The sequence below is a fragment of the Cytobacillus mangrovibacter genome (assembly GCF_042865275.1).
Lineage (GTDB): Bacteria > Bacillota > Bacilli > Bacillales > Cytobacillaceae > Cytobacillus > Cytobacillus mangrovibacter.
Genome location: NZ_JBIACJ010000002.1, coordinates 397222 through 413128, shown reverse-complemented (window position 1 = coordinate 413128; position 15907 = coordinate 397222). Strand labels below are relative to the sequence as shown.

Here is a 15907-nt window from a genome sequence, read left to right as displayed (position 1 = left end):
GATCCATTTTACAAAATGAAAAGCTATAATTATGCTATTATATTTATGAAGCAAATATTATTTAGAAAACAGGTGATTGAATGAAGAAAACGATAAGCATGTATTTCCTTTCTATTGCTACAATATTACTATTGTTATCTGCTTGTTCTTCTGCAGAGAAGGAAACAGCCAACCCTGGAAATGAAGAAAATGAACATTCCTTCCATGCAGAAAATGGTGATTTAAGAGAGTTAACAGCTTCACTTGAAACAGCACCAACATTTTTAAATGACAAACACGAACAAATACAAATGGTTTACGCAGCTGTCGGTGACTATCAGGACCTTTTAGAATATATTCCTTGTTATTGTGGCTGTAAAGACTCTGCTGCACATAAAGATAATTATGATTGCTTTATTTATGAGAACAAAGAAAATGGGGAAGTCGTCTGGGATGACCACGGAACAAGATGTGGTACATGTCTAGATACTGCAGCAGAAAGTATCAATTTATATAATGAAGGAAAATCAATGAAAGAAATACGACAATATATTGATGAGAAATATAAAGAAGGATATGCAGATCCAACAAGCACACCTTTTCCTGCATAAGATTCTTTGTAAGCCTGAGCGAAAAACAGCTCAGGCTTATTTTGTTTATTGCCAGCAAAAAAAAGTACCGGTAATTAACCGATACTTTAAGCGTTGTTCTTTAATTCAGGAGTCTTAAATAACTGTATATAGTCAGGCCATTTTAAAACCTGCTTAAGATACTCCCTAAATGAGTAGCTTCTGTTACTTTTTTTGTCCTCATTAACTATTCTAATAAAGACACGCAAACGGACTTGAATCATGAAATAATATGGGCTATTTTTGTTCAATACAGGAATTTCTGTAATCTTTACCTTCTGTCCAACAGCATTTTTGAACTCTAGGCTTTTGAATAGCAAAATATCAATCCTCTTTTTCACCCGATTGACTATAGTATAACCCAAATAAAGATAGAAAAGTGTCTGAAAATGTAGCTGATAAAAATTTTTTCTAATCTTCTTCCACTAAATCATACTCGCCGCTCTCTTGCCATTCCTTTTCTTTCTTCAATTTACGTCGGTAGACAATCTTCGATAAATTAATACTGATTTCATATAAAAACAGCAATGGAATAGCGACTAAAATATCTGACATAAAGTCTGGCGGTGAGATGACAATAGAAATAACAATCAGAACAAAATATGCATATTTTCTAATTTTCTGCAGTGCATATGGATTAACTATCCCTAGAGATGTTAAGAACATAATAACCACTGGCAATTCAAATAGGACACCAAATGGAATTGTCATATTCATGATAAAACGGAAATATTTATCTGCTGTAAAATTCGTTGCTAACATTTGTCCGCCCAATTCAACAAGAAAGCCTAGAACGGTTGGAAAAATAACAAAATAGCCAAAACATAAACCAATAATAAATAAGATAAAAAGGGCTGGAATATAAGATAGTGAAATCCTTCGCTCAATTGGTTTTAATGCAGGCTTTACAAATAACCAAATCTGTATCGCTAGAACCGGTATTGTCCCTGCAATGGCAATTACAGATGCAATCATAAAGTATACCCAAATAATATCGCTCGGACCAAGTACGATTAATTTAACATCGAGATCACGAACAAACCATTTGTAGATATCTTCTACATAAATAAATCCTACTACAAAAAATACTAAAAAAGCACCTACTGATATAATAAGCCTTTTCCTTAATTCATCTAAATGGTCAATTAAATTCAGTTCTTTATCTCCCATAATTTTCTCCTGCCAATTTCAAGTCAAAAATATAGTTCAAACTACAAACGATAAAAAAAGGGCAAGACATATATCTTGCACCTTATTTAATAGTTTTTTTCTTATCGTCCTCTTCAAATTCTTCCATGACATCACTTGTTAATTCACGTGTAGATTTTTTGAATTCCCTAAGTGTTTGCCCAAAAGCACGACCAATTTCAGGTAATTTTTTTGGACCAAATATAATTAATGCTAATACAAGAATTAATATTAATCCAGGAACACCGATGTTTGAAAGCATAAAAACATCCTCCTCAAAGTACTTACTAGTAAATCTAGTTTCATTATAATGGTTTAAATGCTCCTTGTGGGAAAAGAATAATAAAATTCATACTAAGTTCACAAAAAAAACATTTTTTATATTATGTGACTTTTTTCATTTCTAATGTGAAATATCGTAATTCCCCCGCCAATTCACAATAAACCCTACTTACAAATACAATATTACCCCTAATCACCCTAAACAAGCAAATGGAAAAGGTTACTGTCTTTATTTATTTCAGTATAGGAAAATCCCTTTTTGTCCATACGTTGAATGAGACTTGCGTGATCCTCTCTATTTTTCAATTCAATTCCTACCAAAGCTGGGCCATTTTCTTTATTATTCTTTTTCGTATATTCGAAACGGATAATATCATCTGTTTGCCCGAGCACTTCATCAAGAAACTCGCGCAATGCCCCTGCACGCTGTGGAAAATTAACAATAAAATAACAAAGAAGTCCTTCATATAATAAGGAGCGCTCCTTCATTTCCTGCATCCGTCCAATATCATTATTTCCACCGCTTATGACACATACAATATTTTTCCCTTTGATTTCATTCTTATAAAAATCTAATGCAGCAATTGGCAATGCACCTGCAGGCTCTGCAACAATTGCGTGCTTGTTATACAGGTCAAGAATGGTTGTGCAAACCTTTCCCTCAGGAACGAGCAAAATATCATCAACAAGCTCCTGGCAGATGTCAAAAGTCTTTTCTCCAACACTTTTAACTGCTGCACCATCTACAAACTTGTCAATCTTATTTAAGGTGGTTACAGCTCCATTCTGTAAAGATGTTTGCATCGAAGCTGCTCCAGCAGGCTCGACACCGATCATTTTTGTATTTGGCGACACACTTTTTACATATGTACTAATACCTGCAAGCAAGCCTCCGCCGCCAATACTTGCAAAGATATAATCAACAGGTTCCTCGCAATCGTTTAATACTTCAACTGCAACGGTGCCTTGCCCAGCAATCACTCTCTCATCATCAAATGGATGGATAAATACGCTCTTTTCTGCATTTGCACAATTTATTGCCTTTTCATAGGAATCATCAAATGTATCCCCAACTAATATAATCTCAACAAATCCCCTGCCAAACATTTCAACCTGACTAACCTTTTGTCTAGGTGTTGTTGTTGGCATATAGATTTTCCCGTGGACGCCTAAATGGCGGCAAGCATAGGCAACACCTTGTGCATGATTGCCTGCACTTGCACAGACAACCCCATTTTTGACTTCTGCATCACTTAAGGATTTTACAGCATAATAGGCTCCTCGAAGTTTAAATGATCGGACATGCTGTAAATCTTCCCTTTTTAGAAAGAGATTGCATTCGTATTTTTCCGATAGATATTCATTTTTTTGCAATGGTGTATGGGCAACGATATCCTTTAATTGCTGGTATGCAATTAAAATCTCCTCCAACTGCACCCATTTTTTCTTCATAACTTTCTGTTCCATCTGTCACCCTCTTTTCTTATCCGTTATAATTTGTTCATTATACCATGTGAAATTTCGTTTTCAATCATATAATTTAAAAATTTCAATTTTTCCGATATTTATTTGAACAACAAAGAGGAAATTTGTTATATAATAATAGAAGATTTAGAAAAATCTGATTTAAATTATTCCCGGGAGGTGGAGAAATGGAATTTTCATTATGCAGTCTCGACTGTGCTTTACCAGTTGAAGTAACTTTAGATGAGGATAATGGGCGCTATATGATTCGAAAAAGTGATTCAAGCGGAGAGTTTTTCAATACACCTCATGAATTAATCCAATGGGTAAAGAGTAATTTTTCTCCTGAGGAATTTTGTGACCCGAATGAGTTTCAAGGGATGCTGAACGAGCTGACAAATTATTTAGTTAATCCAAGCTACTAAGAACAAATGCGTAAGCGCCTTGATCACCCCCGACAAGCACAAGACGAGCCTCACTAAAAAGGTGTCCTTTACCTTTTTAGTGAGGCTTGGCTTGTGACCTCGAGGTCGACAAAAACGCGACGTCCTGTCGCATTGTCGACACTAGTAAGTCCTGTACTTCGGGGGTAGGCGCTGGAGCTGAACGTAGACTAACTCGTCACAACGTTATCCACAACATCGGATTATCTAATTTCCAATGTAGCAAAAGAAAAGACTCCTGTTCTGATCAGGAGTCTTTTGACTTTAGTGAGCCATTGTTCAATATTAAGAAGCGATTCTTTCTTTCTCGAAACTTTCAATAATAATCTTTCTAACATCCGCTGCAATATCCTTCATATCCTTCGCCACTATCTTCTCATGTTCAATCGGCTGACAAATATTAATTTGAACATTCGCCGGACGAACGAGCCGGTTATTCTTTTCAAAAATATCAGCTGTGCCTTTTATGCCAATTGGTACGATTGGCACTCCAGCATCCTTTGCTAGCCGCAAGCCACCTGCCTTAAACTCACCAATTGGTCCGCCCTTGCTTCTTGTCCCCTCAGGAAAAATAACAATGGAATGCCCATTCTTTAATTTCTCTACTCCATCACGAATCGATTGAACTGCACTTCTCCGATCCTTCCGATCAATAAAGACACAGTTCATCACTTCCATCCACGATGAGATGATTGGTGCCTTTTTCACTTCTACTTTTGAAATAAACCCAAACGGTTTATTGATAGAAGCCAATAAAACAGGAATATCAAAATCTCCTTCATGATTACATACGAATACGACTGGTCCATCAGGCAAGAATTCCTGCCCTTTCACTTCCACCGTTGAGCCTGTAATTTTCATAATCGTACTTGACCATTTATTAGGTGTTTGATGAATGAGTTGATCCCTTTCAGAAACTGGCATTTCAGGATTTAGCTTCTTCATTTTTGTTAAGGTTGGTAAGCTATAAACTAAATAGCCCATCATATATACTAAAAATGCGATTAATCGAATCATGCTGTTCCTCCCAATCTATCTGTACTTTTTCATTATATAATAGATTAGTCATGATAACTAGATAAGAGAAAAATAGCAGCCCTAAAACAGGCTGCATGAAAAATGTCTATTTTCTCTTGTAAATTTCAAATTCATAATCATAAGGATTTTTCTCATCTTTAATCCCTTTTTCCTGCGAAAGCAGGGACCAATCCTCCATTTGTAGCTCTGGAAAAAAAGTATCTCCTTCAAACTCATCGTATATACGAGTTAAATAAAGCTTGTCCGAATGAGGCAAAATGAGCTTGAAAATTTCTGCCCCGCCGATCACAAAAATTTCATCGTCTCTTTGCCTGCTATATTCAAGAAGGGCATCAATTGAATTCAACACCGTGCATCCTTCACAAGTGAATTCAGGATTACGGGTGATGACGATGTTTTCCCTTCCAGGCAGCGGCCGTCCAATGGAATCCCATGTTTTTCTGCCCATAGCAATAGGATGCCCCATCGTCATTCTCTTAAAAAACTTTAAATCCTCTGGAAGATGCCAGGGAAGCTGATTCTTATAACCAATCACACGGTTATTATCCATTGCCCACATGAGTGAAATCATACACTTACCACTCCTTTAATATGTGGATGTGGGTCATACTCTTCTAAGACAAAGTCCTCAAACTGAAAACCGAATAGATCCTTTGCTTTTGGATTGATTCTCAATTTTGGCAGTGCCCGTGGCTCACGGCTTAGCTGAAGCTGAATTTGTTCGAAATGATTTTGATAGATATGCGTATCTCCAAATGTATGGATAAATTCGCCCGGCTCCAAATCACAAACCTGTGCAATCATGAGAGTAAGCAGTGCATAGGAAGCGATATTGAATGGAACACCAAGAAAAACGTCTGCTGATCGCTGATAGAGCTGGCATGATAGCTTCCCATCTGCAACATAAAATTGAAATAGGCAATGGCATGGCGGCAAAGCCATTTTATCAATATCCCCTACATTCCATGCATTCACGATCATCCGTCTTGAATCAGGATTTGTCTTTATTTGCTGAATAAGCTCACTGATCTGATCAATCGTGTTCCCATCCGCACCAGTCCATGAACGCCATTGATGGCCGTATACTGGACCTAGCTCTCCGTTTTCATCGGCCCATTCATTCCATATTCTTACCCCATTATCTTGAAGATATTTGACATTTGTATCTCCATTTAAAAACCAAAGCAATTCATAAATGATTGATCGCAAATGCAATTTCTTAGTTGTCAAGAGCGGGAAACCTTCTGCTAAATCAAAACGCATTTGATAACCAAATGTGCTGATCGTACCCGTCCCTGTTCGATCTTCCTTTTTCACTCCATTTTCAAGCACATGCTTGCATAGCTCTAAATATTGTTTCATTTCAACCCAACCTTTATTTTCACATTGTTTTTATTGTATCAAATTAGGAGGGGGAACAACATACCTTCATCTACTTTAAACTTTTGATAAAATGATAGGTCTCAGGCGCCTTATTTTTCAATAGATTACGTGAATCGCCACCAAGAAAATACATGGCAAATGTTTCAGCAAAATACTCTTCAGGAAAGGCTAAGAAATAATCCTGACCAGGGAATAATATCGCTTTTTCCTTGTTCCAAATGGCTTGGAATTTTCGGTTATTCCGAACGCCATTAAAGACATAACGATCAATAGAATGTGCCAACTCATGGAGTTCTAAATTAACTGAACCATGACCTCTTCCCTTCTCACTGAAGCCAATCTTAACTAGGACGACTTTGGATCCTCCGATGCCTGGAACATCATCCCATGTCGTTCCACTCTTATATCCTCTTGGAATGACTCCTTCAAGATGTGCTGCAGTCGGATTATCTGTCAATCTGCCAATGAAAAGTTTGAGTTTAATATTTTCTTCTCCTACTTTTGATAATAAGGAAAACGGCAAATTATCTACTCGAGAAATAATTTGCACTGCTTCTTGCTCATCAAAAGGGTCGGTCGGCAGAAGAATGATGCTCCCTAACAGGTTGGAAGAGTTAAGAACAAGTGATTTTTTTAAAAGCGAATGACTAGGATAATCCTTCAATAAGATACCGCCCATTGCTGCTTGAGAGCTGCCCATTAATGCAAGAGAAATGGTCAGGATAAATAAAAATAAGAATGGTTTTCGCATTAGAAGTGCCCCTTTTGTCATTCATAGAGGTTATGTGTAATTGCCGAAGTTTTAATAGAATATATTTATTATATCATGTGAGATTCTCTCATAGGATGATAGTTATCTAGAAGAATATAGGAGGTTAACCAAAAATAGGACGAATGAAATTGTTCAATTAATCGGACCGGCCAGATATTTTCACACATAAAAAATGGGACTCAGATAAAAGTATCTGGTCCCTGCTTTTGTTTACACAAATGGTTCATTATACATAGATTAACAAAGCCAAAGTATTAAGAGAATGAACGTACAACATCACCTAAGCCTGGTGCTGATGTTCCTGTTCCAACTGCCGCGAATTTCCATTCGTTCCCATGACGGTATATTTCCCCAACAACTAAGCATGTTTGGCCACTATAATTATCTGTTAGGTTAAAGTGAATAATTTCTTGATTATTAGCTGAGTTTACAATACGGATGAAAGCATTTTGGATCATACCGAAATGCTGCTTACGCTTCACACAATCATAAATGTTTACAACAAACACAAGCTTATGAACTTGAGAAGGCACACGGCTTAAATCGACAAGTACCTGCTCATCGTCGCCATCTCCATCGCCTGTTAAGTTGTCTCCTGTATGCTGGATACTTCCATCTTGACTCTTTAGATTGCCAAAGTAAATAACATCACTATTATTTCTTATTTTCCCATTTTCACCAAGCATAATTACAGAAGCATCACAGTCGATATTCGCCCCGCCGCCTCCGCCGCCGAACAGTGAACCAAGTAATCCACCGCCACCTCCGCGACTTTGGACAGGATCCCAGCCTAAGCCAACCATGATTTTTGAAAGTCCTGGATTTCCTTTTGTTAGATCAACACGTTGCCCTTTTTGTAAGTTAATAGCCATTATTTTCACCTCATAAAGTTTTAGTGTAGCAAATTTCTACTACTTTAGTATTTATTTAAACAAACGGCAAAAGACTGAATGTCTATTAGCCTTGCTGCTTAATTTTCTTGAAGTTATCCTGAAGCTGCTCTAATCTTCTTGTGCCTTCTTCACGCATGCGTTTATTCTCATCTTCAATGGCCTTTGTTTCCTGCATGCCTTTGATAATAATGTTCCAAGATTCTTCAATCGTTTCGATCTTAATGCTTGGACTTCCTGCAATTCTAGCAATATCCGCACTTTGAGTAGAGATATTTTGAGCATTGCGGAGAAGCATTTCATTTGTTCGTCGATCAAGCTCATTCATCGAGTCAGCAACAAGCTTCTGTCTTTTTGCTGCGACAGCTTGGATTAACCCATTCTTGAAAATTGGAATGGTCGTAACAAATGCTGAGTTAATTTTCCCAATGAGCTTTGTATTCCCTCTTTGCAGAAGGCGAATCTGTGGAGCAGTCTGCAAGGAAACCATCTTGGCCATCTCGAGATCATACACACGCTGCTCAAGTAAATCAATGGCATTCCGTAGGGTGTCCAGCTGCATAGATGCCATTTGGTCACCAGCTGCTGAGCGCGATTCGAGCTGTGGCAGCTGATTAGCTTTTAAGTCATCTGCCTTCATTTGTCCAGCAACCGCATATTTTTCAAGTGTTAAGTAATATTGGTAGTTTTGTTCATACATTTGATCAAGCATGGTAGTGGAGTCAACCATCTCATTTTGATATTTCGAGATTTCTACATACACCTTATCAATTTCTTGACCCATTGTCTGGTATTTTCCAAAAAGCTTATCAATGAGCTTCTCGCCTTTTTTGAATAGTTTACCGAATAGTCCACCTGATGTCTTTTCAAAATCCTTTTTATCAAACTTATCCATAATTCGGCCAAGCTGCTTCAAAAGTTCCCCTGAATCTTCTACCTTTGTTGTTCTCATATTACTCAAAATTTGATCAGAGAAACGGGAAATTTGGGTCGCGGGTTCTTTACCAAATTCGAGAATCTGAATTTGATCCCTTTCATCGATTGCACGTGCTAGATTCTGCACTTCAGGATCTTGGCGAAGTGCCAGCTTTATTTCAGAGACAGTTGCTTCTGAAAGCTTGTCTTCTGAAGCTTTATTTAATGTAAGTTCAAGATTTGTTTGCTGCATTTGATTCATCGCTTCAATCTCCTCTTAAATTTTTGAAAAGGCCCTTCACTCTATTTAATAAAGATGGTTCTTTGAATTCCTGTTCAAAAACAACATCCTCTAACCAATGAATATCATATAGGCCTTCATCAATAAAGTTTTCTAAATCATTATGTCCTGACGGGTTATATAAAACGATATCAATCCCAAACTGATTTAATAATAATAATAATGCCGCATCCGTTCTTGTCATCGTCCCATTTAATTCATTATTATAAAGAACTAATTTAGGCACATCCTGTGAGTAGTCAAACTTCTGCAGAAGCTGTAGAATACTTGCAGGTATTTGCATGCCTTGGGTAAAGAGATATGTCTTAATTTCCTCTATATCCTCATGGTGTGCAGGTTTGATATAAGGCCGTGCACAAATATTTCGGATCGCGGTTGCGATACCATTTTGGAGGCCTGTTGGCAAATGCTGATATTTCCAATAATGGGCTGACACCATTTTTTGCGGATCAAGAAGGCCATCTTTACCTAGCGCATTTCGATAGTGAAAACGGAAATCATTATTGACATTATTCGTGAAAGGAAATCTTTGAATAAGAAGGGAGTGTTCATACTGACTAATTGTCTGTAAGCGATCCCAGTATTCTTTCCTGTTTTTGCTTACCCCTTGAACTTTTGCAAATATCGCCGGAATTTTCACCTGACCATGATTTAATTCGAAATTAGGGCGAACCATTGAAGGCTCTTTTATCAAAATAAATAGTTCATCATAGGTTGTTTTTAAAGTAACAGATATCGGTGTATATTCTCGAAGCTGCCATGGTTTATATAAACCTGAGCCTTCATGGTTTAATATTGATTCAATTTCTTTTGATGCACGGTAGGCAACTGTTGCTGTTCTTCGGCTTTTTTCAGTTGGGAATGGCTCTGGCTGCTTGTTTTCTGGATAATTATAAACAAACGGCCTATTTCCCTCTGAGTTAATATCAAACATCATATCCTCTCCAGATGGGGAAAAGGCAATGATGTCACAGCCTAATTGCAATAAGTAATATAGAAAATAATGATGGCTTTTCTTTGTCCTTCCATACCATAAAAACTTCGGCATTGACTGTTCTGGATTTACCTTGTTCCAGCCTTCATCAAGATGATTAAAGGTCCATTTAATCAGATCAACAAGCACCCGTCTTAACTCTTGACTCCGTAATCCTTCAGGCTCTAGCATTGAAAACTGCTGAAGAACGGCAATCATCGCTTCCCTTGTTTTCCTATGTAAGGAGGGAATTTTTGATTTTAATAGAAGCTGCTCCCCATCAAGAAATGCTACAAAGCGGTTGATCGATAAATTCTGTTCACGATTAATATTCAACACTTTTTGGATTGATTGAAACTGCTGATTATCAATGGTTTTATCCAATGTATCTTCGCTAATCAATACAAGTCCAGTCTGTTCAGTGTGAATTAAATCATACAGCTTGTTGTAGTACTCATCCTCATCTAATGGCACTCCCAAAAACTTAGCAAACACCTGTCCAATATGAATGGAACCCTGTTCAATGGAAAATTGCGGTCTGTCCCTTGTCGCCTTTTTTAGAATAACTAACCAATCCTCTAAAGAAACAGGGAGCAGATGTGTTTTCATTTGACTATATGTTTCGTTCATTTAATGATCCCTTCCCTCTATGAGCGAAAGACTGTAATGTGAGTGTTAAAACTAATAAAATCCAACTCCAAAAGAACGTAGCTGACAAAATAATATGTAAACTTATTACCATCATATCATACGAGTGATTGATTTCTAAAACGTTTCCTTTAATTTATACGAAAAAGAAGACAAAAAGATTCATTTCGTTTGCAGCTTTCCCTTTGAATACGATTTCTCCTGTCTTGTGCTTTCACCTTTTATCTTGTCCGTGCATATAGTTGAGTACTATGTATAGAAGGTGAGCCGTTATGAGGTTTCTAATTAGAAGAACAAAATATCGAATGCATGAATCTGATTTACAATTAGTAGAAGAGGTTATGTGTTCAGGATCTTTTATATTAATAGATTTGTTTTTTTGGTCAACGCTAATGACTTTAATGACCTTGTCTTTACACTATTCATTGCTTGGTTCAGCACTGGTTTTTACTAGCTCTTACCTTTTTGGGGCAATTCTATATTTCTCGTTAAAGAAGTGGCTGGGAGAACCACAAGATTAAATGTTTGTCTCTTGCAAAATATTCGCCATTTCACTTAATAGTTCTTCCCCAGCCTGCACGCCATGCTTTTTAGTAATTATATACTTGTCCTTATTTAACTCCTCATTCACTAATTCACCATGGGAAGGGATATACGAATAATGACAAAGCTTGAGAAAATCATAGTCAAGTGCAGAATCTCCTGCACCATAAACCGTATGAATTCCTTCTCGATCTTTAATAAATTTTATCGCTTCCCCTTTACTAACTGGATTGGGCATTAAATATAATTTTCTCCCCTGAATGGAAATTCTCCAGCCATTGGCATCAGCCATTTTCCTAATGGTATCTTTCCTTTCTGCTGTGAGCTCTTCCTCAAGAATATAATAGAAGAAAAGATTCTCAGCTTGTTTCAACTGGCCATTTATCTCTAACTGTTCTGTTTTTACAATCATTTTCTCAAGGCTTGTACATTCATGTTCCAATCTCATCTGGACTTGATTTCTCCAATCCAAAAGAGGAAGCCCATTATAGATAATATTTGCCCCATTTGACGTGACTGCGTATTTTAATGACATTCGATCAGACAAGATAAATATTCTTTTATATTGCTCATATGTTCTTGTTGTTACAGGAACAAACATAAGGTTCGAAGCAAGTACATTTAATAAATCGTATGCTTTATTTGTCATGAAGGCTACTTCCTGGCCATCCTTTTGCTCAACACCTATTAAATTGCTTTCGGAGTACTGCTTGAATTCAGTAAGCGCCCGTTTAGAGTAAATAAGTGTACGATCTAAATCTGATGCAAACATAATCATTGGCTTTTCTCTACCTTTTTTATTAGTCCACAGCATGTATAACTCATTTCTGGATAGTGGACGATTTCTACATTTCTTTCCTCCGCCAGCAGCAAGATATGTCTAATGTACGGACTTGTCATATCCTTGATTAATATTTTCCAAGGCACCCTTCTGAGTAAAACTCTCGTCGTTTCTCCTACCCCTGGCTTGACAAAATGGGTAGAGTCAATATCAAACTCACTTGCCATCTTCACTACTTCATCCATACCCTTAAAATTTGCCTCTTCATGATTGTTCAATATATTCATGGCCGCTTCAAGCGCCTCTTCCTTGATGGAGGTAAATTCATTTGAAACTATATCAAGATATTCATTTGATACGTCTGCATCGATTAAATCCTCATAATATTTTGCCCCATGAAAATCCTCTGGACCAATCAGTTCTGGATTCAATACTGTTCGGCTGACTAAACCTGAAACTGTAGAATTCAAGCATGCACTTGGAATCAGGAAATCCTCCCGCGTTCCATAAAGATTCGTACATTGACCCGGGTCTGCTAATACAGCAAGTGTATCATCAAGAACCACTCCATACTTTTCACGAAAAGACTCACACGCCTTTGTTAATTCAATCGAAATAGCTCCTTTGCCGGTCCATCCATCGATAAATTGAATACTTTTTTCTGGATGCTCGCGCAAAATATGCTGAATCGCATTTTCATCGATCCCTCTATCCCGAATGATCGAAATACTATAGTGAGGGAGTTCTTCTTGATATTTTTGTAGAATATAACGTTTTATAAGGATTCCTATTGGAGTTCCTGCTCTAGCCAATGAGACAAGCACTGTATTTTTTCCTTTATTATAAAAAATTTGCTCTGCAACTATTCCTGTACATAATGCTACTTTTTGTTTATATTCTTCAAGGGTATCCCTGAAAACGTGCAAATAATGCTCTGGCGGCTGGTATTCCATTGGCAATGTTTCGCTATAGTGCTGACCTGACTGAATATTCTGCTCCCGTTGCTCAATAGAACCCTCCAGCTTATGGGGGCTCAAATCCTTTAACAAAAAACATACATCTTTTTCATCATATGAACTGAATGTATTCCTTTTTTCAATTAAACTATTCATCTTGACAACTCCCATTAAAGAAAACTACTTTTATATCTGGAATATTGACCCTCATCAGCTCATTAAGCATAGGTTGAAGGTTTTCCATCGAAACTGCTCTTTCAAAAAATACAAATATTTGATCGTATTCATTTGGCGGAATATTATACACAAATTGATTTATTTGCTTATCTTCTGGATGAGGGAATGCTAATCCAAATCTTGCTCCATATCGCTCACGGTTTTCAACATAAATGGGACTCCTTGTTGTCGACTGATAACTAATCCCGTCCCCCATATATGATGCTAGTTTCATAGGCAAGTACATAAACTCACCTGTACCAAGACAGAGTGCCCTCTTACCAATCCGCTGTCCTTTTAGAAATTGACCCATCTCTTTTAATGATTGATTGACCAGCTTGTTTGTTTGTGAACTTAGTCCAAAACGGCCCGTTTCCTTCAAGTAAGGAATATCCGCCACTTCGCCTTCTAAAGACAGTGATGAATAATTCGCTTTAGTTAAGTGATTAGGGAAAAATTCATTTAAATGTATAATGGACAATTCCGTGTGTGAATGATTCATTGTTTCTATTGCATTTGTCTCATTGATATCAGGTGTACCCGATGTTTGAATTTGCCCTTTAAGTAAGCTTACAGAATAAATTGTGATACCAAGCTCTTGTTCAAGCTCACGATATAATTGAATATTTTCATCCGAACGCCAATCCAATATGGACACAACTGTATACGTCTTTCTCGGGAACCTCTTCTGAATAGAACGAATGATATTCACATTTGTTTTTCCTGTTGTCATTTCATCATCAACTAGAATAATCTCTCGCTTATTATTTAGGATCGATTCATCAACATAACAGCGGTGTGATGTTGCGTGTGAATGCTCTTCCTCAAACATAATGACAGACTCAATATCTAGAAGCTGTTCCCTTGTTGTATGGAAGAAATCTGCCTTCTGAAAGGATTGGTAGAATGCATGTCCTAAAGCAGTTGCCGTTTCTGCAAATCCGATAATCACGGGATTTACCTGTTCATTGATAAATGGATCATCTACATATTCATCCAGATGATTCGAGAAGAAAGAGAGCAGCCGCTCCCTAAGTCCTGTATCTATTTCCATCCTTGTTTCCATATACCTGTTCGCAAGCAAGGCTCCAGTTAATAGACCTATTTTGGGATCAATCGGGATATGTTTCCCCAGGATCTTACTCACGAATAAAAAAGACCGCTTTTTATTAATCCTAGCAGCCATTTGAAATAAATCATCCGCTTTTAGCTCGTATGGATTATCCGTAATTTCTATGTCAACGATTAACTGATTGAGGACTGGAAGCGTAAATTTCATTGGTAAGCAGGTCAATGTATGTGTATTCTTCATTTAGCACCCCGTATATTTCTGATTTCAAGAGAATCTTTTGCGCCCAATAATAATGAGGTTTAATTTCATTCATTTTATTTTGGAACGCACTCTTCATGACACCGATCTCTCCATTCGCTTGATCGACAATGCTTCTGGCATCTAAATATTCTTCATATGTCACAGTGTTCAACGCCTGTACCGGACGGATATGTGTGGGATGAATGATCGTCTTTCCAGTTAGTCCATTCGTTATATCCATGAGAATTTCTCTAATGAATCCGTCCATATGTCGATCAATCAGCTCTGTTCTAAGGTCAATTCCATCCTGACCATAACGCTCACGAAACGGTGTCTGCCTTAATTGCGGTTTCAGCATCCTTTCCTTTGAGGAAAAATACTCCCATACAGGACCAGAGATGACATACGGATGATCTGAACGCAAAAACACATTAATAATATCTGATATGCAATCCCTAATAACCGCAATATCGTACACGGTTGTATCTGAATTCCTGCGGATTCCATAGAGCCCGCAAAAATCAGTTGCGCCAATGCGAATATTTAATATGAAATCTTCATACTGATCAACAAGTTTTTTAATAGAAAGTAATTCTTCCAATCTCGTTTCTTTTTCGATTACTTTTTTTGTTTCGAGAATGGGCAATGCATACAGAAGATAGCCTTTCTCATTAAGGGATTTAATTTCTTGAAGAATTAGCTCCCCTTGGTCAGGAGAAAACTTAGGAATAACGATACCTGTTAGTAAGTCTAGTCCCTTATGGATCTGACTTTTTAGACGTACAAGCTGTTCATAGCTTCTAATCCGGATAAAGAGTAATGGAAGATCATCTTCAATTAAAAGCCCCTTCTCCATTTCTTCACTTAAGTTATATAGTTCTTCAACTAGAAGGGCCTCAGCTAATTCAACTTCATCATCCCCTATTGCATCTTCAAGACATATAACCATGGATGTTAGACCAGCATGCTTCTTGGAAAGTAAATCTTGGTGAATATTTGGCCTTGTTGCCGGCATGTAAAGTGTTGCACCTAGTGCATAGGATAAGATTTCTTTTGGGGACCTCTTTGAAAAGTTCTTAGGCTCTTTGTGGAAAATTTGAACACATTCATCTTTTTGTAGATCTGAAAATAATCTCATTTTCGGCTACTCCATTTCTAATTGATTCATTTTTCTTCAAGATGTTTCCATTCGTT

18 protein-coding genes are annotated in these 15907 nt (G+C 37.3%); 3 read left to right on the top strand and 15 right to left on the bottom strand.

Annotation, left to right across the window (positions count from 1 at the left end):
• Positions 1 to 80: 80 nt before the first annotated feature.
• Positions 81 to 590, top strand: a complete 510-nt coding sequence (locus ACFYKT_RS05450; protein WP_389216557.1) for a PCYCGC motif-containing (lipo)protein — start codon at positions 81 to 83, stop codon at positions 588 to 590.
• Between the two features lie 86 nt (positions 591 to 676).
• Here the strand turns inward: ACFYKT_RS05450 and ACFYKT_RS05445 are convergent, their stop codons facing one another.
• From ACFYKT_RS05445 to ilvA, 4 genes are all read right to left on the bottom strand, one after another.
• A complete protein-coding gene (locus ACFYKT_RS05445; protein ID WP_389216554.1) occupies positions 677 to 928 on the bottom strand; it encodes a DUF2535 family protein in 252 nt (83 codons plus the stop codon).
• 91 nt (positions 929 to 1019) lie between these two features.
• Positions 1020 to 1778, bottom strand: a complete 759-nt coding sequence (tatC, locus tag ACFYKT_RS05440) for a twin-arginine translocase subunit TatC (RefSeq protein ID WP_389216551.1) — start codon at positions 1776 to 1778, stop codon at positions 1020 to 1022.
• 82 nt (positions 1779 to 1860) lie between these two features.
• A complete protein-coding gene (locus ACFYKT_RS05435; RefSeq protein ID WP_389216549.1) occupies positions 1861 to 2058 on the bottom strand; it encodes a twin-arginine translocase TatA/TatE family subunit in 198 nt (65 codons plus the stop codon).
• 218 nt (positions 2059 to 2276) lie between these two features.
• Complete coding sequence (gene ilvA / locus ACFYKT_RS05430) at positions 2277 to 3545, bottom strand: threonine ammonia-lyase IlvA (protein ID WP_389216546.1); 1269 nt, start codon at positions 3543 to 3545, stop codon at positions 2277 to 2279.
• Between the two features lie 185 nt (positions 3546 to 3730).
• Here ilvA and ACFYKT_RS05425 point away from each other — a divergent pair, with 185 nt between their 5' ends.
• Positions 3731 to 3967 carry a hypothetical protein gene (locus ACFYKT_RS05425; protein WP_389216543.1) on the top strand — a complete coding sequence of 79 codons (237 nt, stop codon included), beginning with the start codon at positions 3731 to 3733 and terminating at the stop codon, positions 3965 to 3967.
• 303 nt (positions 3968 to 4270) lie between these two features.
• Here the strand turns inward: ACFYKT_RS05425 and ACFYKT_RS05420 are convergent, their stop codons facing one another.
• From ACFYKT_RS05420 to ACFYKT_RS05390, 7 genes are all read right to left on the bottom strand, one after another.
• A complete protein-coding gene (locus ACFYKT_RS05420; RefSeq protein ID WP_389216540.1) occupies positions 4271 to 5002 on the bottom strand; it encodes a lysophospholipid acyltransferase family protein in 732 nt (243 codons plus the stop codon).
• Positions 5003 to 5108: 106 nt separating this feature from the next.
• Positions 5109 to 5594 carry a dihydrofolate reductase gene (locus ACFYKT_RS05415; protein ID WP_389216537.1) on the bottom strand — a complete coding sequence of 162 codons (486 nt, stop codon included), beginning with the start codon at positions 5592 to 5594 and terminating at the stop codon, positions 5109 to 5111.
• Positions 5591 to 6385 (bottom strand): thymidylate synthase, encoded by a 795-nt coding sequence (locus ACFYKT_RS05410; protein ID WP_389216534.1) that lies wholly within the window; start codon positions 6383 to 6385, stop codon positions 5591 to 5593. Before ACFYKT_RS05410 ends, ACFYKT_RS05415 begins: the two co-directional genes overlap by 4 nt.
• A 70-nt stretch (positions 6386 to 6455) precedes the next feature.
• On the bottom strand, positions 6456 to 7157 hold the full coding sequence (locus ACFYKT_RS05405; protein ID WP_389216531.1) for an anthrax toxin lethal factor-related metalloendopeptidase: 702 nt from the start codon (positions 7155 to 7157) through the stop codon (positions 6456 to 6458).
• A gap of 275 nt (positions 7158 to 7432) precedes the next feature.
• Entirely contained in the window at positions 7433 to 8050 is a 618-nt protein-coding gene (locus ACFYKT_RS05400) for a TerD family protein (protein WP_389216529.1), read from the bottom strand.
• A gap of 85 nt (positions 8051 to 8135) precedes the next feature.
• Positions 8136 to 9236 (bottom strand): toxic anion resistance protein, encoded by a 1101-nt coding sequence (locus tag ACFYKT_RS05395; protein ID WP_389217055.1) that lies wholly within the window; start codon positions 9234 to 9236, stop codon positions 8136 to 8138.
• A gap of 13 nt (positions 9237 to 9249) precedes the next feature.
• Positions 9250 to 10887, bottom strand: a complete 1638-nt coding sequence (locus ACFYKT_RS05390; protein WP_389216527.1) for a YceG family protein — start codon at positions 10885 to 10887, stop codon at positions 9250 to 9252.
• A gap of 290 nt (positions 10888 to 11177) precedes the next feature.
• Between ACFYKT_RS05390 and ACFYKT_RS05385 the strand changes: the two genes are divergently transcribed.
• Positions 11178 to 11426: a hypothetical protein gene (locus ACFYKT_RS05385; protein ID WP_389216524.1), complete on the top strand. Its 249-nt coding sequence runs from the start codon at positions 11178 to 11180 to the stop codon at positions 11424 to 11426.
• Here ACFYKT_RS05385 and ACFYKT_RS05380 read toward each other — a convergent pair.
• From ACFYKT_RS05380 to ACFYKT_RS05365, 4 genes are read right to left on the bottom strand one after another with little or no spacing between them, the layout of a single operon-like run.
• Positions 11423 to 12226, bottom strand: a complete 804-nt coding sequence (locus ACFYKT_RS05380) for an HAD family hydrolase (protein WP_389216522.1) — start codon at positions 12224 to 12226, stop codon at positions 11423 to 11425. The genes ACFYKT_RS05385 and ACFYKT_RS05380 overlap by 4 nt on opposite strands.
• Entirely contained in the window at positions 12223 to 13341 is a 1119-nt protein-coding gene (locus tag ACFYKT_RS05375) for a cysteine protease StiP family protein (protein WP_389216519.1), read from the bottom strand. Before ACFYKT_RS05375 ends, ACFYKT_RS05380 begins: the two co-directional genes overlap by 4 nt.
• A complete protein-coding gene (locus ACFYKT_RS05370; protein WP_389216516.1) occupies positions 13334 to 14713 on the bottom strand; it encodes a phosphoribosyltransferase family protein in 1380 nt (459 codons plus the stop codon). Before ACFYKT_RS05370 ends, ACFYKT_RS05375 begins: the two co-directional genes overlap by 8 nt.
• Positions 14640 to 15851 (bottom strand): HpcH/HpaI aldolase/citrate lyase family protein, encoded by a 1212-nt coding sequence (locus ACFYKT_RS05365; protein WP_389216513.1) that lies wholly within the window; start codon positions 15849 to 15851, stop codon positions 14640 to 14642. The genes ACFYKT_RS05370 and ACFYKT_RS05365 overlap by 74 nt, the downstream gene beginning before the upstream one ends.
• Positions 15852 to 15907: the final 56 nt, after the last annotated feature.

Bases quoted from the DNA above. Each gene is read 5' to 3' on its own strand.
- ACFYKT_RS05420 (WP_389216540.1), bottom strand. From the start codon at position 5,002: ATGATTCGATTAATCGCATTTTTAGTATATATGATGGGCTATTTAGTT.
- ACFYKT_RS05415 (WP_389216537.1), bottom strand. From the start codon at position 5,594: ATGATTTCACTCATGTGGGCAATGGATAATAACCGTGTGATTGGTTAT.
- ACFYKT_RS05395 (WP_389217055.1), bottom strand. From the start codon at position 9,236: ATGCAGCAAACAAATCTTGAACTTACATTAAATAAAGCTTCAGAAGAC.
- ACFYKT_RS05365 (WP_389216513.1), bottom strand. From the start codon at position 15,851: ATGAGATTATTTTCAGATCTACAAAAAGATGAATGTGTTCAAATTTTC.
- ACFYKT_RS05450 (WP_389216557.1), top strand. From the start codon at position 81: ATGAAGAAAACGATAAGCATGTATTTCCTTTCTATTGCTACAATATTA.
- ACFYKT_RS05375 (WP_389216519.1), bottom strand. From the start codon at position 13,341: ATGAATAGTTTAATTGAAAAAAGGAATACATTCAGTTCATATGATGAA.
- ACFYKT_RS05390 (WP_389216527.1), bottom strand. From the start codon at position 10,887: ATGAACGAAACATATAGTCAAATGAAAACACATCTGCTCCCTGTTTCT.
- ACFYKT_RS05435 (WP_389216549.1), bottom strand. From the start codon at position 2,058: ATGCTTTCAAACATCGGTGTTCCTGGATTAATATTAATTCTTGTATTA.
- ilvA (WP_389216546.1), bottom strand. From the start codon at position 3,545: ATGGAACAGAAAGTTATGAAGAAAAAATGGGTGCAGTTGGAGGAGATT.
- ACFYKT_RS05380 (WP_389216522.1), bottom strand. From the start codon at position 12,226: ATGATTATGTTTGCATCAGATTTAGATCGTACACTTATTTACTCTAAA.
- ACFYKT_RS05425 (WP_389216543.1), top strand. From the start codon at position 3,731: ATGGAATTTTCATTATGCAGTCTCGACTGTGCTTTACCAGTTGAAGTA.
- ACFYKT_RS05370 (WP_389216516.1), bottom strand. From the start codon at position 14,713: ATGAAGAATACACATACATTGACCTGCTTACCAATGAAATTTACGCTT.
- ACFYKT_RS05405 (WP_389216531.1), bottom strand. From the start codon at position 7,157: ATGCGAAAACCATTCTTATTTTTATTTATCCTGACCATTTCTCTTGCA.
- ACFYKT_RS05385 (WP_389216524.1), top strand. From the start codon at position 11,178: ATGAGGTTTCTAATTAGAAGAACAAAATATCGAATGCATGAATCTGAT.
- ACFYKT_RS05410 (WP_389216534.1), bottom strand. From the start codon at position 6,385: ATGAAACAATATTTAGAGCTATGCAAGCATGTGCTTGAAAATGGAGTG.
- ACFYKT_RS05400 (WP_389216529.1), bottom strand. From the start codon at position 8,050: ATGGCTATTAACTTACAAAAAGGGCAACGTGTTGATCTAACAAAAGGA.
- tatC (WP_389216551.1), bottom strand. From the start codon at position 1,778: ATGGGAGATAAAGAACTGAATTTAATTGACCATTTAGATGAATTAAGG.